Annotated in this window: 13 protein-coding genes and 1 pseudogene; 5 read left to right on the top strand and 9 right to left on the bottom strand. The window is 64.4% G+C overall.

Features of this window, described 5'->3' with window-relative positions; genetic code table 11:
- The 4 genes from AC3FJ6_RS18685 to AC3FJ6_RS18700 all read right to left on the bottom strand — a co-directional run bounded on the left by AC3FJ6_RS18685 (window position 1) and on the right by AC3FJ6_RS18700 (window position 12839).
- A complete protein-coding gene (locus AC3FJ6_RS18685; protein WP_488773215.1) occupies window positions 1-7725 on the bottom strand; it encodes a two-partner secretion domain-containing protein in 7725 nt (2574 codons plus the stop codon).
- An 87-nt stretch (window positions 7726-7812) separates the two neighbouring features.
- Window positions 7813-8619, bottom strand: coding sequence for a peptidyl-prolyl cis-trans isomerase (locus tag AC3FJ6_RS18690; RefSeq protein WP_488773216.1), 807 nt, complete (start codon window positions 8617-8619; stop codon window positions 7813-7815).
- Window positions 8620-8637: 18 nt separating this feature from the next.
- Entirely contained in the window at window positions 8638-10395 is a 1758-nt protein-coding gene (locus AC3FJ6_RS18695; RefSeq protein WP_488773217.1) for a ShlB/FhaC/HecB family hemolysin secretion/activation protein, read from the bottom strand.
- Entirely contained in the window at window positions 10392-12839 is a 2448-nt protein-coding gene (locus tag AC3FJ6_RS18700) for a two-partner secretion domain-containing protein (RefSeq protein WP_488773218.1), read from the bottom strand. Before AC3FJ6_RS18700 ends, AC3FJ6_RS18695 begins: the two co-directional genes overlap by 4 nt.
- A gap of 697 nt (window positions 12840-13536) precedes the next feature.
- Here AC3FJ6_RS18700 and AC3FJ6_RS18705 point away from each other — a divergent pair.
- The 3 genes from AC3FJ6_RS18705 (at window position 13537) to AC3FJ6_RS18715 (ending at window position 18803) form a co-directional block, all read left to right on the top strand.
- Entirely contained in the window at window positions 13537-15249 is a 1713-nt protein-coding gene (locus AC3FJ6_RS18705; protein ID WP_488773331.1) for an ABC transporter ATP-binding protein/permease, read from the top strand.
- Between the two features lie 241 nt (window positions 15250-15490).
- Window positions 15491-16582 (top strand): glycosyltransferase family 4 protein, encoded by a 1092-nt coding sequence (locus AC3FJ6_RS18710; protein ID WP_488773219.1) that lies wholly within the window; start codon window positions 15491-15493, stop codon window positions 16580-16582.
- A 16-nt stretch (window positions 16583-16598) separates the two neighbouring features.
- Window positions 16599-18803, top strand: a complete 2205-nt coding sequence (locus AC3FJ6_RS18715; RefSeq protein WP_488773220.1) for an amylo-alpha-1,6-glucosidase — start codon at window positions 16599-16601, stop codon at window positions 18801-18803.
- A gap of 30 nt (window positions 18804-18833) precedes the next feature.
- Here AC3FJ6_RS18715 and AC3FJ6_RS18720 read toward each other — a convergent pair whose 3' ends face one another.
- The 5 genes and pseudogenes from AC3FJ6_RS18720 to AC3FJ6_RS18740 all read right to left on the bottom strand — a co-directional run bounded on the left by AC3FJ6_RS18720 (window position 18834) and on the right by AC3FJ6_RS18740 (window position 23582).
- The gene (locus AC3FJ6_RS18720) at window positions 18834-19478 is read right to left on the bottom strand and encodes an autotransporter outer membrane beta-barrel domain-containing protein (protein ID WP_488773221.1); all 645 of its coding nucleotides are present in this window, start codon (window positions 19476-19478) and stop codon (window positions 18834-18836) included.
- Window positions 19438-21912: pseudogene (locus tag AC3FJ6_RS18725) on the bottom strand (autotransporter outer membrane beta-barrel domain-containing protein); the annotation flags it as partial. The gene AC3FJ6_RS18720 and the pseudogene AC3FJ6_RS18725, both read right to left, overlap by 41 nt.
- Window positions 21913-22134: 222 nt before the next feature.
- Window positions 22135-22557, bottom strand: a complete 423-nt coding sequence (locus tag AC3FJ6_RS18730) for a DUF6691 family protein (RefSeq protein WP_488773222.1) — start codon at window positions 22555-22557, stop codon at window positions 22135-22137.
- Window positions 22558-22559: 2 nt separating this feature from the next.
- The gene (locus AC3FJ6_RS18735; protein ID WP_488773223.1) at window positions 22560-22994 is read right to left on the bottom strand and encodes a YeeE/YedE family protein; all 435 of its coding nucleotides are present in this window, start codon (window positions 22992-22994) and stop codon (window positions 22560-22562) included.
- Window positions 22995-23057: 63 nt separating this feature from the next.
- Window positions 23058-23582, bottom strand: coding sequence for a metal-dependent hydrolase (locus AC3FJ6_RS18740; RefSeq protein ID WP_488773224.1), 525 nt, complete (start codon window positions 23580-23582; stop codon window positions 23058-23060).
- Between the two features lie 206 nt (window positions 23583-23788).
- Between AC3FJ6_RS18740 and AC3FJ6_RS18745 the strand changes: the two genes are divergently transcribed.
- Both AC3FJ6_RS18745 and AC3FJ6_RS18750 read left to right on the top strand, forming a co-directional pair.
- Window positions 23789-24055, top strand: a complete 267-nt coding sequence (locus tag AC3FJ6_RS18745; RefSeq protein ID WP_487522076.1) for a hypothetical protein — start codon at window positions 23789-23791, stop codon at window positions 24053-24055.
- A 294-nt stretch (window positions 24056-24349) separates the two neighbouring features.
- Window positions 24350-25243: a DMT family transporter gene (locus AC3FJ6_RS18750; RefSeq protein ID WP_488773225.1), complete on the top strand. Its 894-nt coding sequence runs from the start codon at window positions 24350-24352 to the stop codon at window positions 25241-25243.
- Window positions 25244-25300: the final 57 nt, after the last annotated feature.

The following is a 25300-nucleotide window of genomic DNA, read 5'->3' on the forward strand; positions in this document are numbered from 1 at the left end:
TCACTTGGTCGGCGTGATCACGAACTTGAAGTTCTTGACCCCCGAGTTGCTGAACACCTGACTATAGTAAGCGGCAAGCTGCGGGCTGTTGGTATGGTACACCACGCCACCATCGAAGCCCGCCGCGTATTTTTGCGCTTGGGAAACCATGTTTTGCTGTTCGACGCGAGCCCAGGGAGTCATCCCATTGGGGCTGTTTGGGTTACGCAGCGACGTGGCCCAATCATCTACGTATTTCGCTTCGACGGCAGTGAGCCTTCCGTCAAGAATCGCCACATCGTCAGCAATACCGTTAACCCGCTGACCATTTACAACAGCCGTATATTGCCGCTCCGCGAAGGGAGTATTGTTGTACATCCCTTGGACAGCGTTCTCATAGCTTTGAGCCTTATCGATCGAACGGTTCCCGGTTACGGAAACAGCGTCCGTCGTTGGTAGACCGCTCGTGCTGTTGCCGGAGCCGCCCGCCGATCCACTTTCGCTATCGCCGTTTCCGCTGGAGAGTATTGCATTACCAGGTGCCCCCGGTGACGCAACCGGCGGGGTCAACACACACTGACCACTTGGGCCGCAAGCCATCAGCGGCGGCGTCACTACGGCTCCGCCCGTCGCCGGCGGATTGCCTCCGTTTGTCGCATCCACCAACGGATTCGCCTCCGTCGGTGGCGTCTGTCCCGGCATCATGCCCACGAACTGGCGATACCAGCGAGCCAAGTCGCCGCCCATGTTGCCGTAGTTCTGTTGCAACCAATCAGCCATCGACTGGGTAAGTGTCTTGGCACTGGTCGAGTTATTGAGCGCCTCGTTCTGCGCCGCGCCGGCCGCCGCGCTCGCGTCCCGTCCGAGTGCACCTGCCAGTGCCCCACCCGCCAACATCGCGATGGCCGCCGTCGCCGCGTTGTACGCCCGGTTATCGTAGCTCGTCGTCGTGGTCACCGTCCCGTCGCCATTCGCCGTCGTTGTCACGGTCTGGCTGCCGTCGTACAGCCCGTCACGCACCAACGGCGCCACTACTGCGCTAGTGGCCCCGCCAATGGCACCACTAGCGCAGTCAGCTCCCATCGCACTTTGTGCAGCACAACCCAGCGCAGCGTGGGCGGCAACATTCTGCAGCGTTAGCGGATCTGTGGAGTTACCAATCGCGTTAGCGCCCAGAGCGGCTGTTTGCGCCACAAGGTTATTCAGGAACGCCTGCCCAAAGCTGCCGCCGTTGAAGGCGGTATTGACTCCGGCGCTGATCAGGCCGGTACCGACCATACCGATGGCCTGCTGGTAAATGGTGCCTGTGGCGCCGTCCTTCGCCGCCTGTAGCACGCCTCCGGCCGTATTGCTGCCTGCGAGGTTCGCCAGAGTCTTAGTTCCCTCCAGCGATTTCCCCCACTCGCTCAAGCCAAAGCTGTTGCCGTCAAACGTGATGCCGTTGGTCAACCCGGCGGTAACCGCACCGATCAGGCCAGCCTGGGCAATCTTGCCGAAATTGAGGCCTTGCCCGGAGACAATCTGGCTCGCGAGGCTGCCGGCCATGCTGGACAATGCCGCCACGACCATTGCCTGACCGAGGGTCATACTGGCCAAGGCGACACCCATCGCGGCGGCAGCAGCGCCGGCCGTCACGATGGACGCCGCCACCGCCGCCACCATCGCCACAATCTGGCCGATGATGCCGAAGCCCTTCTTCTCCTTGATAAACCGCGTATGGATGTCGTCGGCGACCGTGCCTTCGGTGTAGTTCAGCCCCAGGCTTTCCTTGAGCTGCGCCACCAGCGCTGCGCTGGCGTCAGGGTCGACCGAGCCGTCGGCGCGGGTCACGCGGAAGGCGTCGTTGATGGCGCGGATGCTGTCGGCTTCGATGTCCATGTGCATCGCCGACAGGAAGCCGCCGGGCTGCACCACGGTGCCGGTCACCACGTTCCAGCCGCCCTGGGCCTTGTACGCGTTGGTGCCGATGGACACCACGTTCGGGCTCAGGTCGATGCTCTCAGCCTTGACCGTCAGCGTGTCGCGCGCGATGACCTGACCGGTGTTGCGAAGCTGGCCGTCGACGGTCAGCTTGATGTTCTCGCCGCTGATCGTGCCACCCGTAGGCACCGCCAGCGCCTGTGCATAGCCCTCAGGCAGATAGACCTGCGGCACGAGCGCATTGACGCTCGGGCAGATCGTGCTTGCGAGCGTGCATCGGGGATCGGGTACCGCCTGCTCGACGTACCACAGCATCGGCGCGTCCAGCGCCTTCACCTGGTCGACACTCAATGCCTGGCCCAGCGCGAGATTGTGTTCCTTCGCGTAGTCCGCGGCATTCTTGTAGAGCGCCAGTTTTTCCTGATCGGTCACCGACAGGTTGTTCTGGCTATCCCACGACAGGCCGCTGATGAAGCTTTCCTGCCCCGTCTGCGCCAGCGCGGCATGCTGTAGTTTCTGCCCTTCGGTATATGGGTCGTAGTAGAACGTCACGTTGCCTGGGCGCAGTTCTGGCGGCAATTGCGCCAGCAGGCTGTCCGGCGTCACGCCAGCCAGCACCCCGGTAGCCGGGTTCGGGTTGACGTACTGCGCACGGTCGTTCGACGTGGTGGGGGCGGTCACCGGCGTGCCGTCCGGCTTGGCATTGAAGTGCCAGTCGACGGCAGGCGGTGTCGTTGCCGTTGGCGCGGTCGGCGTGGCTACCACCACTGGCGTGAACTGCCACGGCTCGGTAGGGTCCGGCGCGACTGTCGCCGTAGGCGGCAGCGATCCGGCCGGCACCGGCGACAGACCGAGCGGGATGACCTGCTGCGGCGGGGCGATGGGCGGCGTGGGCTGGTTCGGGCTGGTAATGCCGTTGACCATGGACGCACCGGTCAGGTCGACAGCCTGGCCCAGCAGATTACCGGTGTTGACGATCTGGCCACCAGAATTGACGGTCAGCGCATTGCCCGCCTGGATGCCGGACGCGATGCTGCCCAGCACCGAACGGCCGCCGGTATCGTGCCAGCGGTCGCCGCCGCTGCGGTCTTCCTGCCAGCGACCGATCCAGTCGGCATTGAGCGCGATGGCGGTGTTGTCCACCCCGCCGCTGGCCTGCACGTTGACATTGCGGCCGCCGCTGATCAGCGCGCCATTGTTATTGAGCGACCCGGTCTGGATCGTGACGTTCCGGGCGCCAGAGATTACCGCTGCCGGACCGGCAGCAGCGTCCTCGGTGGCGCGGCACTGGCTGTTGCCATAGGTACCGCCCGGATTGCAGCCACCGGCATACGCAGGATTCTGGCCGCCATAGCTCTTGTTCAGCTTGACGGGATCGACGGACTGGTTGATAAGCGCCGCCGCCGTGATCGAGACATCGCCAGAAATCGACTGGATCGCACCGGCCCGGTTGGTTACCGTGCCGCCGGTCGTGAGGTCCACATTGCCCTGCGCGGCCAGCGTGGCATTCAGGTTCTGCACGCCGCCTGCGTTGATGGTCAGCGAATTGCCGGCTGCAATGGTGGAAGGCGTCTGTTGCCAAGCCACCGACTGCACGGTGGGATTGCTATCGTCCGGACAGTCGCCACCTGGCACACAGCCGACCTTCGTCGAAACACTGACGTCGTACACCCCCTTGTTGGTGAAGGTACCCGGGGTCTTGATCTTGACGTTGCCAGCAGCGGCGATATCCCCAGCGTTGGTCAGGTCGCCCGATCCGGTCAAGGTCAGGTTGCCGCCCGAGGTGATCTGCCCTGCCTTGCCGAGCTGGTAAGTTGTCGACGACTGCGTCGGCGCCGCCACAGCAGCGTTGTTGACGTCGCGACCAATGTTGACCGGTGCGCCGGTGATGGGTGGCATGCCACAACTGTCACCCATGCATGGCGGTATGATGACGCCAAACAGCAGTTGCTGGTTGTCTCCCTTGAGCCCAGAAAACGGAACTGTCTGTGCCAGCCGGTTGAGCGTGGCTAGGAGCGCATTGAATTCGGCCTGGTTGACGACGTCTGTCACGTTGTCCATCAGCGTCGCCGATCGGCCATTGTCGAAGTTTCCGACGTTGAGCGCGACATTGCGTGCGGCTGAAATGATGCCGCCCTTGTTGGACAAGGTCGACGCGACGATATCGAGATTGCCCCCAGCGATGATTTGGCCAGCAACGCCGTCCGCCTGCTTGATGATGGTGCGGTCTACGGTCGGCAACGCGATCGCCGTGCCCACGGCATTGGCCGGGTACGGACTGTTGGCATCGACCAGTTGCCACATCGGAATCCATGAGATGCCGGCATCTCCACCCGACGTATAGGGGTAGTAGCCGACCTCCGGCGCCAATGCAGTGCCGTCGAGAGTGCGACGGATATCGCTCAGCTTCAGGTTGGTGGGCGTGCCCGCCGTAGGCATCCATGAGCATGAATCGCAGCCAGACTGCTCCCACGGCGCGTAGCTGCCGATCACCGCCGAGTTGATCAGCGCCTCGTTGCTGACCTTGCCGGTCGTACTCCCCCCATCCACCGGCCCTGCACGGTCGTTGACCACGGCCCCCGCCGCGATATGCATATCGCCGTTGGCGCCGACCACGCCGGCCACGTTGGTAACCGTGCCGCCGATGTCGATCTTGAGGTTGCCGTTGGCCTGGATCTTGGCGCCGGTATTGTCGAAGTTGCCACCCGTGATGGCGATATTGCCCAGCGCCTCCGCCACACCGCGGTTCGTGACGTTGCCGTCCAGCGCAAGGTCGCCATTGGCGTGCAGCGTGCCCGTATTGGTCAGGTTGCCGGAGGACAGCGAAACATTAGCGCCGCCGATAATCTGCCCGGTGTTGGTCAGGGCACCGCCAGTAGCCAGCGACAGGTCGCCCGCCTTCTGGATCGTGCCGCTGTTGCTGATGCCCTGGCTGGCGTTGAGTACGACGCTGCCGCCCGGCACCGTCCACGTGCCGGTGTTGCTGATCGCCAGTGCGCCCAGTGTTAGCGTGCCATTGGCATCGAGCTTTCCCGTGGCCATGGCCGATGGGTCGAAAACCTGGTTCGGCGCGTTGAGTGTCAGGTTGTTACCCGCCAGCACCTGACCGCCGACGTTATTGAAGCTGCCGTTGCCACCAAGCACGGTAAACGCCAGATTGCCGCTCAGCGGATTCTGGCCGCTGAGGTCGCCGGCAAACAGCGTGCCGCCCGAGTTGTTCACCAGTGCACCGGCCGACACCGTGAGCGTCTGGGCACCGGACAGCAGCCCCGCCGCATTGTCGAAGGCGTTGCCAATGGTCGCGTTGACGTTCTGCCCACCCAGTACGCCACGGTTGGTCAGGTTCCCCACGTTCAGCGTGACGGCACTGCCGGCCAGCGTCCCGGTGTTGGTCACCGTGCCGCCCGAGACCTGCATCTGTTGCACTGCCGCTGTTCCACCCGCGTTGATGACGGTCGCGCCGCTCAGCGTCACGTTGGTCGCCGTGGTGTCGCCGGTCAGCGTCAGGCCACGCGTGGCGGCGACGTCCAGCGTACCGCTGACAGCGTTCTGCTGGCCCGGCGGCGCGCCTATCGAGACGTCGCCACCGCGCAGCGTGGCATCCTTGCCGATCCAGGTGAGGTCGCCCACCTTGAGCGTCCGGCCTGCCGACGCACCGAGACTCCCGCCCACCAGCGTGCTGCCAGATAGCGTCGCATCCTGCGCGGCCGTGACATTGGCATTGCCCAGGCTCGTCAGCGACCCACTGATCGTGGCCGAACCCGTTGCAGCCGACACGCTGGCGTTGCCGCCGCTCGACAACTTGCCGGAAACGTTCGCGCTGCCGCCGGCCGCGATAGCGATATTGCCGTCGCTCGTCAGTGCCCCGTTGACGACAACGTTGCCGCGTGTGGCGGTGATGGCCGTATCGCCCGCGCTTTGCGCCTGGCCGCCCACCGTTACATCCTGCGCCGCCTTCAGCACGATGCCGGCATTGCTGCCGATCTGCCCGCTGGTGCTAATGCTGCCAGTCCGGGCCGCGACGTCGAGCCGGCCCGTGGCCACCACCTGGCCACCCAGGCTGACATCGGTACCCGCTTGCACGGTGAGCGTGCCAGGCGACACAACATTGCCCGCCGTGGTGACGCTACCGTCTACGCCGGTCAGCGACACATTGCCCGTGGTACTACCCGCAGCGCCGCGAATCGTCAGATTGCGCTGTGTAGCCAGGTTGAGGTCGCCGGCCGACACGGCGCTACCGTCGATGACAGTGTCCCGCGCTGCCTGCAGCGCGATAGTGCCCGGCGACGTTACGTCGCCGCCCAGGCGGATATCGCCCTGCCCGTCCTGCCCCGCCGCCTTGACGACAATGCTGGCGCCGTTGATGGCTCCGCCCACATCCACATTGGTCGCTGCGTCGAGCGCTACGGCATCCTGTGCCTTGACGCCACCCACACCACGAATGACGCCGCCCGACGTCACGGCGATGCCGCGCCCCGCCTCCAGCGTGCCGCCCAGGGTCACGTCGCCAGCCGCGTTGACCGTATAGCCCGCCTCGGCGCGGCCGTTGCCGGATGCCTCCAGCGTACCGGCCGCGTTCAGCGCCGCCGCCTGCTTCGCGTAGGTGCTGCCCACCTTCACGTTGCCCGACGCATCGATGGTCAGATTGCCCGCCGATGCAGCAAGGTTGCCATCGGCGCGCACCCCCACACCTACGGCCGTGCTGACGATGCGGATCTGCCCGGCATTCATCGCCCCGAACGCCGTGGCATCGATGGCTAGGCCGTTCGTGGCCGAGGTGTTCGTGGCGGCATTGTTGACGCCGGTGGGCGTCGTCGTGAACCCGTCGCCATCTGGCTTTACCAGTTGGCGCCCCGCCACCAGGTTGATCTGGCGGCCGGCGTTCAGCGCCGCATCGATGCCGATCGACTCGCCGATCAGATTGATATTGCCGACCGTGCCTTCGATGCCGGTGCTGGCCGACCCCGGCGTCGGGTTGCCGATCTGGATGCGGCCGCCCTGCACCAGGAATCCCGCCGACGCGGCAGCATCGAAGCTTGTGGCGGCGCCTGTGGCCGAAAGCCACTGCGGCGTGCCGGTCGTCAGTGTCACCTGCGACGTGTTGGTGAAGCCCGCGCCGTTGGTATAGACACCGCCCGGTGCCGCTACCACCACGCCGGCCTGGGCGCCGAACACCTCGACCATGCCGTTGATCTGCGCCGGCGCATTGCTGGTCACCTGGTTGACAATCAAACGCGCCGGCCCCGACGTTGCGAGGTTGCCATTGGCCGCCACCTGGCCGCCCAGGAACGCGCCACCGCCGGTGGCGCTGTTGTTCAGGATCAGCCCAATCGGATCGACGACGAACGAGCGGTACTGGTTCAGCGAGATGCCCTGGGCATTCGGCGCGGTGATGCCTACGACAGGCACGCCACCTTGCGGTGCGCCCGGGCCGGTCGTGGCAGAGATCGTCGGCGTGAAGCGGATCGGCGCAGCCGGATCCGTCACTGGTACGGCCATGGCCTCGGCGGGGCCGAAGCGCAATACCACCGGAACCTGGTCCATTGCCCAGCGCAGCAGTCCCTGCCGCACTGCGCCGACATGCGTGGCGAAGGCATCCACAGGCGTTGCGCCCGCACCTAGTACACCTGCCGCCTGCCTGGACTGCTGCAACGTGATCGACATCGGCCCTATCCACAGCGTCGTGGCCAGACATGCCGCCAGGGCACGCGCCGCCAGGCTGCGGCGGCCACGGTCGGCCAGCGACAGGTCGGCCGGCACGTCCGTGGGAACGTCAGCGGAGGTCGAGGAAACGGGGTACAGCGTGGCCGAGCGGTCGCGTTGCATGGTAGGGCTGAACAGCGTCAGACAAAAAACTTGGAACGGCAGCGTGAAACGCCGCCGGCGAATCGGGCGTAGCAAATGCGGCGCGAATTACTGGGTGATCTTTGCCTTGGTCAGCAGGCTCGTGACCAAGGCAAGCGTGGCGCGCTCCAGCGCCTGCGCCTGCAGCGCCTGCCGGATGCCGGGCGCCGCCGTCTCGAACGCAGGGATCTGCGTCGGGCGGACGGCATCGACCTTGACCAGATAGCGGCGTTCGCCCAGCGAGACCGGCGCGGGCGTAATGGCACCCGGCGGCAGCGATGCAATTGCCTGCGCAATCGGCAGCGGCAGGTTCTGGGTCTTGCCCTCCTGCACCGGCACCTTGAAGCTGATCCATTCCATCGCACCGCCAGCGGTTTTTGACGGGGCGAGGCTGATGTCCTGCGCCACCTTCGCGAAGTCCTCGCCGGCCTTGATACGTGCCAGCGCAGCGCTGGCCGCGGCATCGTCGGCCACTTCGATGACCCGGGCCTTGTATTCCTGGCCGCCCAGCGTGGCCACAATGGCGTCGTAGCGCGCCCGGACTTCTGCATCGGTCACCGGCGCGGGCTTGATATGGTCCTTGAGCCAAGCCTGCATCAGCACCTGATTCCGCGCGTCACGCAGCGATGCCTGCACGTCAGGGCGCTGCTCCAGCGCCTTGTCCTTGGCGGCCTCCTGCCGGAACAGTTCTTTGGCAATCAACTGCTGCTTGATCGCCTCGCGCGCCTGCGGAGAATCGGGCAGGCCCGCCGCCTGCAGGGTGTCGGTGATAGCCGTATCGGCGATTGCCACGCCATTGACCGTGGCAGCGTGCGCGCACTGAAGCCCCAGTGCGATGACGGCACCCAGAGCGAGACGAGTAAAGTTGCCTTGCATGGCTTGTGCTCCCAATTTCTAGTAGATCCAGTTCAAGGTGGCCAGCACGACACCGCGCTTCGGCCCGAGATTGGCGGGCTGCGCCAGCGGCCCGCCCACCAGCAGTTCGCTCGTGAAAGTTTGTTTGGCCCACTGGGCTGACAGGCGGATGCCTGCGCCCGCCCCCACCACGGCTTGCCATCGGTGGGTGGCCACGTACTGGGTTTCGCCGCCATCGAGAAAGACATAGGGCTCCATGCGGATGCCCGCAATCGCCGGCGCGTTGGCCCATGCGACCTCATTGCGCAGGTACGCCCCCCGGTCTCCCGCAATCACTCCTTCCCGAAAGCCGCGCACGGTGCTCATCCCCCCCGCGTAGATCTGCTCGGAGCCAAACAACGCAACGTCGGTCCACTGCCCCACCAGTTGCGCCCGCCAGGCCAGTTGCACGCGCTCCGCGATGACCGGGAGCGGCAATTGCAGCGTGGTATTGGCGTCGAGCTTGTTGAACTGCGCGTGGGCCTCGTCATGGCGGATGTCGGATGGGTCTGGCGTGGCGTGGAATGCCGACAATCCACGCGAATAGCCGGCTTCTGCCGTGACATAGCCTTGCTGGCCGTTGGCAGCAAAGCGCCAGAGCCCATTCCACGCGGCTCGCAGTACTGTCAGCCGTTGCGGATCCAGTTCGAGGTTGTTGATCTCACGCTCGGTCTTGCGCCAGGTCAGCGTCAGGTCCAACGCCTGTCGCCCGTGCTGGTTGCGCGTAATGACGCGATTCCAGCCAAACGTATGGCCCAACGTGCGGCCATAGAGCAGCGCCGTATCGCCAATGGTGTTCTGGTACTCGGACAACGACGCCGTATAGCTGAACGTGTTGTAGCCAAACGGCACGGCCACCGACGCCACGGCCGCATTGGTATCTGTCGTGCCAACGTAGCTGACGCCGAGCGATTCCTGCAGACCGAGCGCATTGTCGGCATCGATACCCAATCGCGTGCGGGAAATGCCGGTCACGCGACTACCGTAGTTGTCGACGCCCGCATTGAAGCGGAAGCGGTCGCCGGGCTGGTTGGCCAGTGCCACGACCGATCCGCCGGGCGTCTGGCCCGGCAGGATCTGCATCTCGGCCCGATTGCGGCGCAGACGGTTGAGTTGATCGACGCCCTGCTCTAGATCCGCCAGCCGCAAGGTGTCGCCCGTCGCCGGAAACTGCCATACCGTGCCCGCGTCGGTGATCCATCCGCCTGCCACCGTATCGAAGAGCGGCAGCGGGCCAGGGCGTAGGGTCTTGCCGTTGAGCTGGAACGACTCCACCCGCCCCGGCACCACGGTCACGCGCAGGACACCACTGGCCAGGTTCTGCTCGCCCAGGTAGGCGCGCGTGGTGATATAGCCGCGCGCGACAAACGCCTCGGTGAACCGGCGCAGCAGCAGGTTGATGCGATTGGCACCAAGCTGGCGGCCAGCAAACGGGGCCGTAATGGCTTCGACGTCTGCGTCAGACAGTACGGTGTTACCCACCACCTCGATACGGTCGATGGCAAACGTGGTGGCCGTCTCTTCAACATCCTCGACGCGCACGTCCGGCGCCGTGGGCACGCGGTTTTCGATCTGGGCGGGCGGTTGCGTCGCCTCGCGCTGCAGTTCGCGCTGGCGCTGCTCGCGCAGCAGTCGCTGGGCCGGGTCTTCGGGCGGCACGAGTCCAACTGGCGGCACCTGCGCCATCGCCGATCCGGCAGCGGCCACGAGCCAGCATGCGGCGGCGCGAAGATGGTTTCGTCGCGTCGTGGATGTCATCGCCACATCCACGACGTCAGGCCAAGATGGCTTTCCACGGAAACCGGTGTCTGCTGGCGAGGACGGGATATGGTGGTGGCACCGGCGACCGACACATCGCCATCGAAGCTGCCTCCCGACACGACGGCATCGCCGCCAATGCGGGTGCGGCCCGTTGCCATCCAGCTACCGCCTACGTCCATCGCGTAAAGGCGCGCCCAGGTATCGCCGAAGAACACCTTGAAGCCCCGATCACGCGCGATGGCTGTGTAGCCTGTCACACCCGAAGCGTAGGTCACTGGCGAATTGACCGTCAGGTCGCCAATGGCCAGCACGCGCCCGCCAAGGTTCTCGGCCAGCTTGCCTGCGGTGATGTCTATGCTGCCACCAGCGGACAGCAGACCGCCCGTTACTGCGGTATCGGACGATGCCGAGGTACGGCACACGATCATGCAGGTCCGCGAATAGTGTGCCGATCCCGTGGTCACCCCTTGCGTGCGGAACGTATCGGCGGCATGGATCGTGATCGCGCCGTTGTTGGCATAGATCTCGCCCCCGGTGTTGATCACATTGCGGCCGCTGAGCGAGGTGCCGGTGTCGGACAGCAGATAGGCAATCTGGCCGGGACGGTCGGCGGCGCCATAGTCAATATCGAACGTGCTGCGGCGTTTGGTCAGCACCAGCCACCGACGGGCGGATTCGGCATCAACAACGGCCTGCTCGCCATTCGCACCTGGCTGCTTGGTGATCTCATTGATCAAGTCGCCGGTCGCGGCGACATCGAGCCGGGCGTTGGACAGCATCCGCGCATGCCGGTTGACGATGTCGCCGCCGGCACGCACGACAACGTCGTCGGCTGTGCCGAACAGGATGCCCAGGTATTGGGGTGTCGAATCGTTCCAGAGCAAGCCGCCCGTACGCACGGTGACCGCCCCTTCGGCACCCGGCAACGTACCCCGGCGCTGGCCCTGGACCAGGGCACCGGTATTGACGAGGTCACTGTCGACATTGACCACTACGCCCCCGCCATTGGCGACGATGGTGGACTGGCGGCCGGCCGATGCCAGCACCATGGATCCGCTGTGGAGCGTGACGTCGGTGGCCGCGAGTACGTCGCTGTCCTGCTGTCGCCACGCCCCGGCAACGTCTGCGGTCACCGCGCCGCCCGAGGAAGCGAAGACAGCGTCTTGCAGCGCAATGTTGCTGGCTTTGGCCGAGGCACCGCCGACGCCGTCGATATCGGCCCCGTTGAGTTGCAGGTCCGTCGCGGCGATCGACACTGTGCCTCGGAGCGACGTCAGCGATGTGCGCGTACGCCCGGCGCTGACGACGAGTCCGCCTACGCCCTTGCCTTCCATCAACACATTGCCGTTGGCGCTAAGCTGCACCCCCGAAAGCGCCACGCCAGCGCCAGCGTCGAACACCCCCACGCCACCACTGGCGTTCAGCACCGTGTCAGTCAGGGACACCGTTCGGCTGTGCGCCTGGCCCGATGCGCCGATTACGATGTCACCCGTTGTCGCCGTGCCAGCCGTCAGGGCGCTGTCGGCCATGCTGATGCGGTCGGACAAGACCTGCATGTGACGTCCGGCCGCGATCGTGCCCGTGCCTTGCAGCCCGCCGCTTCCGATCAGCACGTCGCGGTTGGCGGTGATCTTGCCCGAGCCGAGCTCCAGGTCTCCACTGCCGGAGATCACGAAATCCCCAGCAGTGGCGTAAGCCGCGCCAGCGTTGCGAACGCCCGCGCCCTGGTCGGTCACGATCAACTCCACGCGACCGCCAATCAGGCTGCCTGCTGCGGTGATATCGAGCGCCATCTGCTTGGACGTCGCGCCAGTACCGGCCGTATAGGAGATCCACGGTGTCAGGTTGTCGCCCGGCGAAACGCTGGCATCGATTTCCGCATGGCTGTCACCGACCACGGCGCGTACGCGCGAATTGGCGTCGGTGTAGTAGTTCTCGACCTTGCCAGCGACCCGCAATTGCTTGGCGATCAGTTCGAGATTGAGCAGCGTGCCGGACAGGCCGCCAGGCCCGATGTCGATCAACCCCTGGTTTGTGGTCAAAACCAGATTGCGCTGCAACTGCCCGTTGACCGTGAAGTCGTTGAACGACACCTGGCCGGTGGTCAGGGCCAGGTTGCCGATGTTCTGCACCACCATGCCGTTGACACTGATGCCGTTCGGATTGGCGATCACGACATTGGCACGCGGACCCAGCACGCTGAGCGGACCTTCGAGCAGCGACGGATTGGTGCCCGTCACCTGGTTCAGGATCGTGCGGGCTCGGGCCGTCGCGTTGTCCAGGTCCACGCCCGCGCGTGGCACGTTGAACTCGCGATAGCTGTTGGTAGAGACGCCACCTACGGCGCCCGCCACGCCAACCGTGATGCGGCCGCCAGTCCCCACGTTGACGGTGGTGGCCGTGCTGCCGTCCGCCACAACACCTGCCCCTTGGACGCGCATGGCCAGCGCGGCGAACGCCAATGCCGTAACAGTGCGCCACGCGCGCGAACAATGCGCCTGCGGCGCAGGCGCACCCCGTAGAACCCGAAATCGAAACAACGAACCGCTCCCTTCTATTTTTTGATGCGTAGGGAGCGTGGTCGCTTGCAGCGCCGCCCCCCTACTTCTTCATAGGGCGCGAAATTATCAAATTTGGACTTACTGGCAAATACCTCTTGCGGGCGTAAGGATCTTGGATGTAGGCGGGACGCAACGCCTGAGCATTGCGCTCATCGGCCTACCCGGATCAAGGCCCGTGCGCCCTACGAACTCGCTAGGGGGTATAGACCCGCGAATGTAGGAGGGCCAATCCCTTTGGATGTGAGCGTTTGAGAGCAATCGGCAAGGCTCAAGGAATCCCCGGGAATGCCGTTAAGCAGGATGCGGTGGCATTCGCCCCAAATTTTCGGTGCTGGTCTCCTCCCCTCGGTTGGGGGAGCCTCACCCTACTGCAGTAGGATTTGCAAGCGTGCGCGTAGGCCGTTACCCGGGCGAAGCTTGACGGCGCAGGCGGCAATATGACGCATCGCGGACCGTTGACCCCCATTCAAAACACCTCGCAAGCCTGATCTTCCCAGGCACGCGAAATGCGTCCACCCGGTTGCTAACGGCCTATGTAGAGGCGCGCCAGCCCTTCCCATAGGCGTTGTGGGACGAAATGGCTATGTCTACACGCGAGGGCAATCTGTGGAAGCGTTTCTTTAGCATCGCCAAGCCATACTGGCTGTCACGGGAAAAGTGGAAGGCTTGGGCGTTGCTGGCGATGCTGGTGTGCCTGTTGTTTGGCCAGACGTGGACCAATGTGCTCTTCAACCGGCAAACGGGGGAGTTTGCCTCCGCGCTCGCTGCCAAGGACGCCGACCGGTTCTGGGACGCCATCAAGGTCTTCGTCTACGTCCTGATTGCCGCCGTGCCTGTCTATGCCTTTTACTACTACACCCGGCACAAGCTGTTCATCCAGTGGCGAGCGTGGATGACGCACCACTATCTGGACAAGTATTTCGGCGGCTGCGCCTTCTATACGCTGAATGCAAATACGGCCATCGATAACCCGGATCAGCGTATATCAGAGGACATCAGCACCTTCACGCAGCAGTCGCTGTACTTTCTGCTCTTGATGCTGGGCGCGGTGCTGCAGCTGATCGGGTTCAGCAAGGTACTGTGGTCGATATCGCGCGAGTTGGTGGCGTTCCTGGTGCTCTATGCCATCTGTGGCACGGTGGTCTCGGTGCTCTGCTTCGGCAAGGTGCTGATCGGGCTGAACTTCTACCAGCTCAAGTGCGAGGCCGACTTCCGCTTCAGCCTGATCCGTGTGCGCGAGCATGCCGAATCGATTACTTTCCATCGCGGCGAGCAGCACGAATCCGATCATGTGCGCAGCCGGTTTCAGCATGTGTTCGCCAATTTCAACAAGCTGATCCGCTGGGAGCTGAATCTCTACCTGTTCCAGTATGCCTATGCGTTCCTGACCCTGATGCTGCCCAGCGTTATCGTCGCTCATCGCGTACTGGATGGCGAACTCGAAGTTGGCAGTGCGATCCAGGCCGCCGGTGCCTTCGCGGCCGTGCTGGCGGCACTGACGGTCATCGTCGATAACTTCGAGAGCCTGAGCCGGTTCCTCGCGGGGGTGGACCGGCTGACCACTTTCGCCTCTTCGCTGGCCTCCACGCGCATCGTTCGCCGCAAACCTGGCAGCCACATCGAGCATCGTCGGGGCAACACGCTGTCGCTGGAGCACCTGACGCTGCATACGCCCGACTACCAGCGCACCTTGCTCAATGACCTCACCGTAACGGTGGCGCCAGGCAGGAACCTGCTCATCGTGGGGCCCAGCGGCGGTGGCAAGAGTTCGATATTGCGCGCCATTAGCGGCCTGTGGAATTGCGGCAGCGGCCGAATCGTGCGCCCTGAGGCGGACCAGATGGTGATCGTGCCGCAGCGTCCCTACATGGCGGTCGGCAACCTTCGCTGTCAGTTGCTCTATCCCGCCTGCGCGGGGCGGCACATACCGGACGTCGAGCTTCTGAAGCTGCTCGATATGGTCAACCTGCCCGACATGGTGCAACGGTTCGGCGGGCTCGATGCGGAACTGGATTGGGGCAAGGTCCTGTCGCTCGGCGAGCAGCAACGCCTGGCATTCGCCCGGCTGCTGCTGGCGCGTCCCCGCTATGCCTTGCTTGACGAAGCGACCAGCGCGCTGGACATCGGCAATGAGACCCGCCTCTACAGCCAGCTGGTCGCCGGCCCCACCACGATCGTCAGCGTCAGTCACCGCCCCACCCTGCTGCCGTATCACAACGAGGTGCTGGAGTTGTGCGGCAATGGCGACTGGCAGCTTTACCCCACGCACGATTACCGGTTCGCCCGGTAGCCAGGTGCCGGCGTCCTGCATGACTGGCGATCCACACCCGACAACCGGACGTTCTTCGTGAGGCAAATGGCTCCGCGTATGGCGAGTCTCGGCAGCTTTACAAAACAGGAAGTTCTGTCTTGGTCGGGATTGCTTTTTTGGAGGTGCGTGTGGCCGGGACGTGTCGCGGTCAGGGCCGGCATGCCGTTTGCTGACCTTACCCCAGTGAGTTGGACGGCAGGCATGGGGAGACGCATCGGAAATGAGAATTGCACAAATCGCCCCCCTGCACGAATGTTGCCCTCCCAAGCAGTACGGTGGCACCGAGCGAGTCGTCGCCTACCTCACCGATGAACTTGTCCGTCAGGGTCACGACGTCACCCTGTTCGCCTGTGGCGATTCCTCGACACCCGCCCGCCTGGTCAGTTGTGTTGACCAGGCCCTTCGATCCAACCCCGCCGTCAGGGACCCGTTGCCGTATCACATCATGATGCTCGACGAGGTGTGCCGGCGGGCAGATGAATTCGACGTGCTGCACTTCCACACCGAGATGCTGCATTTCCCGCTCATTCGGCGCATATCCCAGCGCACCGTCACCACGCTTCACGGCCGGCTAGATCTGCCTGACCTGAAGCCGTTCTACGAGACGTTCTCCGATGTGCCGCTAGTGTCCATCTCGCTGGCCCAGCGCCTGCCCATGCCGCCGGTCTCTTGGGCCGGGAATGTCTATCATGGGTTACCGGAAGGCTTGCTGGCATTTCATTCCATAGCACGCGGAAGCTACCTTGCTTTCCTGGGCCGGATTTCCCCGGAAAAACGCCCGGACCGCGCCATCGAGATTGCAGTACGCTCGGGCATGGCGCTCAAGATCGCCGCAAAGGTTGACGCGGTTGACCGCGCTTATTGGGACACCACGATCGCACCGTTGATCAGGCGCCACCGGAACGTCGAATACCTGGGCGAGATTGGGGAACGCGAGAAAGCCCGGTTTCTGGGTGACGCCAGCGCATTGCTGTTTCCCATCGATTGGCCGGAGCCTTTCGGCTTGGCCATGATCGAATCCATGGCATGCGGCACGCCGGTCATCGCGTTCCGTTGCGGTTCGGTGCCGGAAGTGGTGGAGGATGGCGTGACGGGCTTCATCGTCGATTCCATGGATGCAGCGGTGGATGCTGTCCGCCACATCGGCGATATCGATCGCGCTGGTGTCCGCCGCAGGTTCGTCCGGCGATTCAGCGCGACGCGCATGGCGCACGATTACATTGCGCTCTATAACGGCACCAGATACGCCTCGGAACCTGCCAGGCAGGTGGCGTTCCCGGCCTCACCTGCAATCGCTGGCCTGGCGGCCTGATCTTGGAGGGCGAACGATGCTAGATACTCCGGAAGACGCCGGCAATCAGACTCCTGACGCCGCCCCTGCCGCACCGATCATCGTCGCGGCCTCACGCTCTCTGCGGGAAGGCCACACGCGTACGCTCAAGCATGGCGACATCTTTGCGGTATTCGACCAGCGCGGCGATGCCGTTTCGGGCGGAGGCGGATCGGACGGCCTGTACTACCGGGACACCCGTCACCTCTCCCACTTCCACCTTACCTTTGGCGGCTGGTGTCCGATACTGCTCAGTTCCGTGCTGCGCGACGACAATGCCGCACTCACCTGCGATCTGACGAATCCTGATCTCTTCGATGCCGATGGACGGCTCGCGATGGCGCACGATCTGATCCATTTGCGTCGATCAAGATTCCTGTGGGACGGCACATGTTATGAACGTCTGGCCCTGAGAAACTATGACGAACGACCCCGGCGGATTGCGATCGAATTGGCCTTTGCCGCGGACTTCGCCGACCTGTTCGAGGTGCGAGGCGCCCGCCGCGTCAGGCGAGGCAAGATGCAGGCAACGGAAATGTGCACGAATGGGGCAACGCTGGCCTACACCGGTCTGGACGGATACGAGCGCACCACACACCTTCGCTTCGACCCGCCTCCCACGCGCCTGAGCGAGAACGAGGCCGTGTTCGATCTGGAGTTGCCCCCGCTGAAAACCCAGTTGCTGTATATCGAAATCTGCTGCGACAGCACCCGGCAGGACGACAGTTCGCCGCGTCGGGCGTTTCCGACGGCATTGCGCGCCGCGCGTCGTTCCCTGCAGACGCTATCCAGCCGTGCGGCACGCATCGTCACATCGAATGACATATTCAACGAGGCGACGGGCCGCAGCATTTCCGACCTCTATATGCTGAGCACCCGCACGTCATACGGCCCGTATCCGTATGCCGGCATTCCCTGGTTCAGCACCTTCTTCGGCCGCGACGCACTGATCACGGCACTGGAAACACTCTGGCTGGACCCCGCCATTTCTCGCGGTGTGCTGTGCTATCTGGCCGCAAACCAAGCCACAACCCTGGACCCGGCGGCCGATGCGGAGCCCGGGAAGATCCTGCATGAAAGCCGCCAGGGCGAAATGGCCAATCTCGGTGAAGTGCCGTTCCGGCGCTACTACGGCAGTATCGATTCCACGCCGCTGTTCGTCATGCTGGCCGGTGCCTATATGGACCGCACCCACGATCAGGCAACGATAAGGGAGCTTTGGCCGCATATTGAAGCGGCGCTTCAGTGGATCGAAGACTACGGCGACCGGGACGGCGACGGCTTTGTGGAGTACGGCCGGTATTCGTCCGATGGGCTGCTGAATCAAGGGTGGAAGGACAGCCGCGATTCGATCTTTCACAAAGACGGCACGCTCGCACAAGGGCCCATTGCCCTTGTGGAAGTCCAGGCGTATGTCTATGGGGCGTGGAAGGCCGCCGCCGGCATCGCGCGCCGCCTGGGGCATGGCGAGCGCGCCGCGGCGCTGGAGGCGAAAGCACACGATCTGCGCGCGAGATTCGACCAGGCGTTCTTCGATCCCGAACTGGGCACCTACGCACTGGCGCTCGATGGTGACAAGCAGCCTTGCCGCGTGCAGAGCTCCAACGCGGGCCACGCGCTATACACCGGCATTGCCTTGCCGGAACGCGCCGAGACCGTTGCGGCCGCACTGATGGGAAGCGCGTCGTTCTCCGGCTGGGGTGTGCGCACCGTCGCCGCGACAGAGACGCGCTACAACCCCATGAGCTACCACAATGGATCGGTATGGCCCCACGACAACGCTATCGTCGCCGCCGGGTTCGCGCGCTACGGCATACATGACGCGGCCCTGGGCATCTTCGACGGTCTATTTTCGGCCGCGACGCATATTGACCTGCGCCGGTTGCCCGAGCTCTTTTGTGGTTTCGCGCGTCGGCGCAATCGCGGGCCGACCCTATATCCGGTGGCATGCAGTCCACAAGCCTGGGCCGCCGCGACGCCGCTGTCGTTGTTGCAGTCCTGCCTGGGACTCGATTTCGACCTGGCCGCCGGCGAGATCAAGTTTCGTCATCCGCGTCTTCCCGATTTCATGGACGAAGTGGCGCTGTATGGACTGACGCTTGGCAGCGAATCGGCAGATGTTCTGCTCAAGCGTGCCGCCCGAAGCGTCATGGTCAGTGTCCTGGGCCGGCGCGGAAATGTGGTCGTCACCACCACAAACTGATGGTTGGCCGACATCGGGGCCAGACTTGCCTTACCACGCATACTTGATCCCTACCCGTACCGCATACTGGTAAAAGCTCTGTGCACCCCACGCACCTGACACGTTGGTCCAGCCCGTCCAGCGTTTGCCCAGATCGGCATTGAGGCCGAGCTTGACCTCGTAGCGATTCGACGGGTACATGCTGCCCAATGGCAAGTCGTTGAACGATATGCTGCTGGTCACACTGGTATGCCACCAGTTCAGCGTCAGATATGGTTGAAGCTTGCGGTCGTCCGGGCGCAGGAACGTGCGATGCAGGCGGGCGCCGAGGCGTGTGATCCAGCCGTGGGAGTTGGCGCCCGTCACGCGCGTGCCGCCGGGCTCGGTGATGTCCGATTCGCTATAGCCGACATAGACGACCTGGCCTTGCGGCTCGATCACCCAGTCGTTGCGCAACGGCATGGCGTAGCCCGTTTCGCCGGAGACCGCCCAGCCCTGGGCGTTGTACCGCACCGATGGCAATTGCTGGCCATCGACGTGGTTGGTGAACCAGCCGTACTGGAACCACGTGTCGACATAGGCGCCAAGCTTGTTCGTCGTTCTGGTACCAGGTGCCGTAGCCGCCCACGCCCCACCCTTCGACGGTTCCCTTGGCGCTGAACGGATTGCCCTGGGCCGTCGCGTTGGTGTTGGCATAGCCGTAGCTGCCCATCAGCCCGACGTGAGCGCGGTCGGCGCCACTGAAGACCTGCCATTTTGCAAGCTCGGCGCCCCCGTGCATCAGGAAGGAGTTGGTGCTGGCCTTGAAGATGCCATTGGCGCTTTTGCTGCCCTGCCAGTTACCCACCACCCGCAGCCATCCAGCACGCGGCTTGTCCTGGCCGGGATCGAAGCCCTGCCCTTCCACATACTGCGGCTCACCGAGCCGATCGTGCAGGCTATGGACGAACATCTGGCCTGCAAGGTGCTGATTGGCCAGATAGGCTGAAACTTCCGGCCGGTAAAGCGGCGTCGGCGGGCCAGGCGGCGCGGGCGGGTCCGGTGGCGTGGGCGGATTGGGCGATGTCTGCTCCGAACGCAGATACCACGCATCGGCACTCGACCCGTCGGCCGCGCCACGGAACAGGCGGTATTCGTAGGCGCCAGCCACGGCACGGCCGTCCAGCGCGAAGGCGGTCGCGGCGGTGGTGCCCCCGTTCACGGCGTCCACCACCTGTATGCCATTGGCGGTGGTCACAGCGCCAGCGCCACCCGCGTTGGCAATCCGCAGGCCAGTGGTGCCTGCCGCGGTGCCGCCGTTGATCACGATCCTGTCGCTGGCGGCGCCATCGCCAGCCAGCACCGTATTCAGTCCAATGGTGCCGTTGCCGCTCAGCGCCCCCTGGATGGTCAGCGTCTTGAACGCGCCGCCAGCGGGCGGCTGAAACTGCACCAGCGCGCCGCTTGCCATGCCAAGGTTGGTGAGCTGGGAATTTGCGGTCATGTTCCAGCGGCTGGTGCCGTCGATGGTCACGCTGACTGGATCGATCTTGCCGGTCAGCACCGCGCTGTTCTGCAGGTTGGCCGTGACGACGCTCGCGGCGTCGGCGGTGATGTCGCCGGTCAGGCTGGTGCCATCCATGACGAAGCTGACCCGGCTGCCGCTCGTGCCCGATCTCAGCGCGTTCAGCAACAGGCCGCTGCCGGTGCTGGCCTGCACGCCTCCGGACAGCGTGATACTGGCCGACGTCCCCTCGACACGAAACAGGTCGCCGCCTGCGCGAATGCTGCCGCCCTGGACGGTCACGACATTGGAAGCCGGCGCCGCGGGCGGCTCCGCCGTCACGGCCGTCGTCGCACCGTCGGGCACTTCCGGCGGCAGCGCGGCAATCAGTCCCGATTGCGCCACGATGCTGACACCGTGCTGCGCCGCCGTGAGCGCGGTATTTGTGAGTCCGACCGTGCTGTTTCCCACGACCAGCGCCCCGACGCCCGCATTGCTCGCCAGGCTGGCCCCCGTGACGCTGACAGTCGAAGCCCGCGCGGCGATGGCAGCGGCATCGGCGCCGCGCGTGGTGACGCTGCCGCCGTTCAGGGACACCACACCGCCCTCACGGGCCAGCAGGCCGTGCGCCTGGACGCCAGCGGTATCGATCGTGCCTGTGATGCCCAGGGTCAGGGTCGACGGCTTGCCGTTCAACAACCCGCCCGCGTCGGCGCCGTACGCGCGGTCACCCTGGGTCGATATCTTCAGCGTGCCATTGACATTGACGGCCGCGCCAAGGCCCGCGTGGATGCCAATGGCGTCGGCGCCCGTCGTGGCGATATCCATGTCGCGCAGCGTGACGCCGGCGCCGGTCAGCACCTGGACGGCCGTCGAGCCTGCGCCGGCCGTGGTGATCCTGACACCGCTGGCGGTCAGCACGTCGCCGGTAGGGCCACCGGCACTCAATCTGTCTGCATACAGGCCGAACGAGTTGGCGCCATTCACCGCCACCGTGCCGCCGGTCAGGTTCACCGTTGAACTCAGCGATGAAGCACCGCGCAGCTGGTCGCCGGTGACAGCAATGTTCGTGTCCTGCGTGGTAATCGTCGCGCCGCCTTGCGCCAGCACGGCCATCGCGGGATCGGAGCCGCTGACGCGGTTCAGTGTCACGCTGCCCCCATTCACCGCGATGCGGCCGGCATTGTTGCCGACTACGGCCGACGAGGCCGTGCTGATCACCGCGACGTCGTTGAGCGTGATCGATGAACCGGTTGCGCGCGCCAACACCGTATAGGAAAGCGCGCCTGGAAAGCTAGATCCCAGCAATCCACCAGATAGCGTAGCAATTCCGCCAGTGTCCGCGGCAATCGCCGATGCGCTCGATGTATTGGTTGTCGCGGTCAGATTCGTGCCGGTCAGGCGTCCCGTCCCCGTCACGTAGATCGCGGAACTGTCACGGCCCGAACTGGTGGCGCTGGCGTATGTGGTGTTGTTCGCCGTGACCGGCGTAACGCCATTGACGATGAGCTGAGCCGCCGCCGCAGTTCCCGGTAGACCCAGCGATATTGCATCGCCGGCCATCGCTGCGAAAAGCAGGCTCCGCCGCATTGCGCGGCGACGGGAATCACGCAGGATTTTCATTTTGGTTTCTGTCCAGAATTCCATCACTCGCCGCACGGATATTGGGGCTTCGTGGAGAATAAGATTGGCAGATCACCAGGTGAAGTGAATCGTTTTTAAACGTCAGATAAACATCTTCTTGTCACTTACGCACATCCATTCCCAACTGCAGATATTTTCGCTATCCACCCGCGACACGGGAATATCAAACAGATTCTGATTATTCAGAATATTCGGTTTCGTGATGCACGGATATTTCGCGCACCGCTACCTTCGCGCGCGAGCCCGCTCCACAACCTCGAATACCCCCATGCCGGCCAGCATGGCCGCGACAAAACCGACGGCCTTGGGATACCCCGCACCCAGCGCAACCAGTGCCGGGCCCGGACAAAATCCTGCCAGCCCCCAGCCGATACCAAAGCACGCACTGCCCAGCACCAGCCGCGCCGTGACGCCGGTATTCGCCGGCCACTGCAGCGGCAACCCCAGAAACGTTCGTCCGCGGCGCCGGGCGACAAATACGCCGAGCAAGGTCAGCGCGATGGCGCCGATCATGACGAACGCCAGTGAAGGGTCCCAGGAACCAGCCAGATCGAGAAAGCCAAGCACCTTGGCCGGATTGGCCATGCCGGACACGATCAGCCCGATGCCGAATACCAGGCCGGCCAGCAGCGCAAACAGGAATGGCATGCTCAGGCTCCCAAAATGTGCCGCTGCACGAAGACTGTCAGAAATCCGGCCGCCATAAAGGTCAAAGTCGCCACGATGGACCGGACCGAGCCGCGAGACATTCCGCAAACGCCATGTCCGCTGGTGCACCCACTGGCGTAGCGCGTGCCCAGTCCGACCAGAAAGCCGGCCACCATAATTTCGGGCCAGCCTGCATCGATACGGGACATTGCCGGCAGACCAAATGCCGCCGCCATAACCGGTGCGCCAATCAGCCCCATGAGAAAAGCGACGCGCCACGCCATGTCTTTGCGCGGCAATCCGAGCAAGCCGCCCAATATCCCGCTGATGCCGGCGATGCGGCCGTTAAAAAGCAGCAGGACCGTGGCGGCGATACCAATCATGACGCCGCCCGCAAGCGAAGCCCACGGGGTGAAGCTGGAGACGTCGACCAGCATTATCGTAGTTCCTCCAAGAAAGCCGTGATCATGCCATGCGCCTTGTCCGGAACCCAAACGCCGTCAAAAGCGCATCGTCGCCGTGCGCAAATGGTGGAGCAGCGCCACGCTATGCTGCCCGTAAAACCACAGATCATCGGAAACAAGAAAGGCGATCAGCCATGAGGCCGCGACGACAAACAGGTCGCAGCGCCCGCTTTTCCACCAGTTCAGCGAATGGCGCCCGGCGATCCACGGCACGCCCAGCGGATTTGGCCAGTCGGCCAGCAGGTGCATGACACCGCCGCATGCGAAGCCAAATGCCGGCGCAGCCAGCGCATGTGTGCCCAGCGCGTGCCAGGACCACACCAGAAGACCGACCCATGCGACGCCCCAGTGCGTCCAGGACCGGTGGGTAATCCAAAGGCGCCGCGACCTTGACCACCAGGCCACTTCCAGCCAGTCGGGCGCGGTGCTGCCGCACAACGCGGCCACGAAACCGAGCACGCCCGCCCAATACCACCCGTCCCCGCCGTGCCTGGCAATGACGGCAACGGCGATAACGGCCGCCGCCCATCCGGTGGCGTGATGTGCCTTGTTGGAAGCCATGGTGAAGCGATGCGTTGTCGGCGGCGGTGGTCAGGGGGCCGCAATCTTGGCAGATGTCCACGGGAAACGCCAGCGATGCAGGCAAGGCCCGCCCTGATTGTCTTGACGAGCGGGCAACCCCGGCCCGGCGATCATAGGACCTTGGTCCAATGGAACACGCGGCTTGATCGGACTACCGTGAGCAGACCTTACCCTGGAGCCCAAGCATGAAGCCCATCGTCATTCTGACCAGCGCCATCCTTGCCCTGTCCGCCTTGCCCGCCATGGCGCAATCGGCAAGCGGGGCCAAAGCCCAGCCACCCAGCGACGAGATTGTCCATATGCGGCAGGAAATCGCCGCCGCACGCAAGACATACGACACCAAGGTCGCCGAGGCGAAGAAGGTCTACAACGAGGCAAAGGCTGCGGCAGCCAAGGAACGTGATACGGCGATTGCCGCCGCGCGCGCCACGGCGAATCAGAAGAAGTCGTAGCCACATCCATGGCGGCGCGCCCGATTTCCGGACGGCGCGCCCCACACCGCGCAGGGCATCGTCCTTGACGCCATGCCCATCCGCGACGATCTGAGCCGAAGCCCTGTGTAGGTTCGGCCGGACCCGCCAGCGACGTCCCCGCCCTCCTTCGCGCCAACGTGTCGATGCGCCGAGGTACCGCCAGCCGGTACAATCGCCCGGCGGCCATCGCAGCACACGCTCCCCACCCAACAAGATCCATCGCCTGCCCGGCTGGCAACGCGGCCCGCATCGTGCCGCCGCGCCAGTACTCCCATGAAAACAACCCGCATCGATTCCACCACGCTGTTCCTGCTGACGTTTCCGCCACTGGCCTGGGCCGGGAATGCGATTGTCGGGCGACTGGCAGCGGGCAGCGTGCCGCCGATCACGCTGAATCTTGTGCGCTGGCTTATCGCGGGCCTGCTGCTGGCGCCCTACGCGTGGCCAGGCGTGGTTGCCCATCGGGCGGCGCTGTGGCGGCACACGGGCATGCTGGTCGCCATGGGCGTACTGTCGATCGCCAGCTACAACGCGTTCCAGTACCTGGCGCTGACCACCTCCACGCCAATCAACGTCACGCTGATCGGCGCATCGACGCCGCTCTTCCTGCTGATTATCGGGGCCTGCTTCTTCCGGGAACGACTGCGGACGTGGCACGTGGCAGGCGCCCTGCTGTGCCTGGTGGGCGTGTCGTTCGTATTGATGCGTGGCGAGCCGGCCCGGCTGGCCCAGATGGCATTCGTCGCGGGCGATCTGTTCATGCTGGCTGCAACGATTGCCTGGAGCGTCTATACCTGGCTGCTGCGCAAACATCGACCGGATCTGCCGCTGCAGGTGTTGCTGTTCGCGCAGATCGTAGCCGGCGTGATCGCGAGCATCCCGTTGGCCGCGTGGGAGGTCGGCACCCTGAGCCAGCCGTTGCAATGGAGCAGCAAGGTCGGCTGGATCCTGCTCTATGTGGGCACCGTGCCGTCGTTGCTGGCGTACTTTGCGTGGGATCGCGCCATTGCGCGCGCCGGTGCCCAGCTGCCGGTGTTCTTCATCACGCTGACACCGCTGTTTGCCGCCGTGCTGTCGACCGTGCTGCTGGGCGATTCCCCGCATTGGTATCACGCCGCCGGCCTGGTCTGCATTGGCGCCGGCATCTGGCTGGCCCAGCGCCGCTAGGCCACGCGGCCAAGGAAGCCCGGCCAGAAGGCCGGGCCAAAAGCGGGTCAAGCCCGG

The organism is Cupriavidus sp. 94F1, from assembly GCF_057798875.1.

What these genes read in the sequence shown, in the direction of transcription:
- AC3FJ6_RS18685 (WP_488773215.1), bottom strand. Translation starts at nt 7,725, where the DNA reads ATGCAACGCGACCGCTCGGCCACGCTGTACCCCGTTTCCTCGACCTCC.
- AC3FJ6_RS18690 (WP_488773216.1), bottom strand. Translation starts at nt 8,619, where the DNA reads ATGCAAGGCAACTTTACTCGTCTCGCTCTGGGTGCCGTCATCGCACTG.
- AC3FJ6_RS18695 (WP_488773217.1), bottom strand. Translation starts at nt 10,395, where the DNA reads ATGACATCCACGACGCGACGAAACCATCTTCGCGCCGCCGCATGCTGG.
- AC3FJ6_RS18700 (WP_488773218.1), bottom strand. Translation starts at nt 12,839, where the DNA reads ATGCGCGTCCAAGGGGCAGGTGTTGTGGCGGACGGCAGCACGGCCACC.
- AC3FJ6_RS18705 (WP_488773331.1), top strand. Translation starts at nt 13,537, where the DNA reads ATGGCTATGTCTACACGCGAGGGCAATCTGTGGAAGCGTTTCTTTAGC.
- AC3FJ6_RS18710 (WP_488773219.1), top strand. Translation starts at nt 15,491, where the DNA reads ATGAGAATTGCACAAATCGCCCCCCTGCACGAATGTTGCCCTCCCAAG.
- AC3FJ6_RS18715 (WP_488773220.1), top strand. Translation starts at nt 16,599, where the DNA reads ATGCTAGATACTCCGGAAGACGCCGGCAATCAGACTCCTGACGCCGCC.
- AC3FJ6_RS18720 (WP_488773221.1), bottom strand. Translation starts at nt 19,478, where the DNA reads ATGCCAACACCAACGCGACGGCCCAGGGCAATCCGTTCAGCGCCAAGG.
- AC3FJ6_RS18730 (WP_488773222.1), bottom strand. Translation starts at nt 22,557, where the DNA reads ATGCCATTCCTGTTTGCGCTGCTGGCCGGCCTGGTATTCGGCATCGGG.
- AC3FJ6_RS18735 (WP_488773223.1), bottom strand. Translation starts at nt 22,994, where the DNA reads ATGCTGGTCGACGTCTCCAGCTTCACCCCGTGGGCTTCGCTTGCGGGC.
- AC3FJ6_RS18740 (WP_488773224.1), bottom strand. Translation starts at nt 23,582, where the DNA reads ATGGCTTCCAACAAGGCACATCACGCCACCGGATGGGCGGCGGCCGTT.
- AC3FJ6_RS18745 (WP_487522076.1), top strand. Translation starts at nt 23,789, where the DNA reads ATGAAGCCCATCGTCATTCTGACCAGCGCCATCCTTGCCCTGTCCGCC.
- AC3FJ6_RS18750 (WP_488773225.1), top strand. Translation starts at nt 24,350, where the DNA reads ATGAAAACAACCCGCATCGATTCCACCACGCTGTTCCTGCTGACGTTT.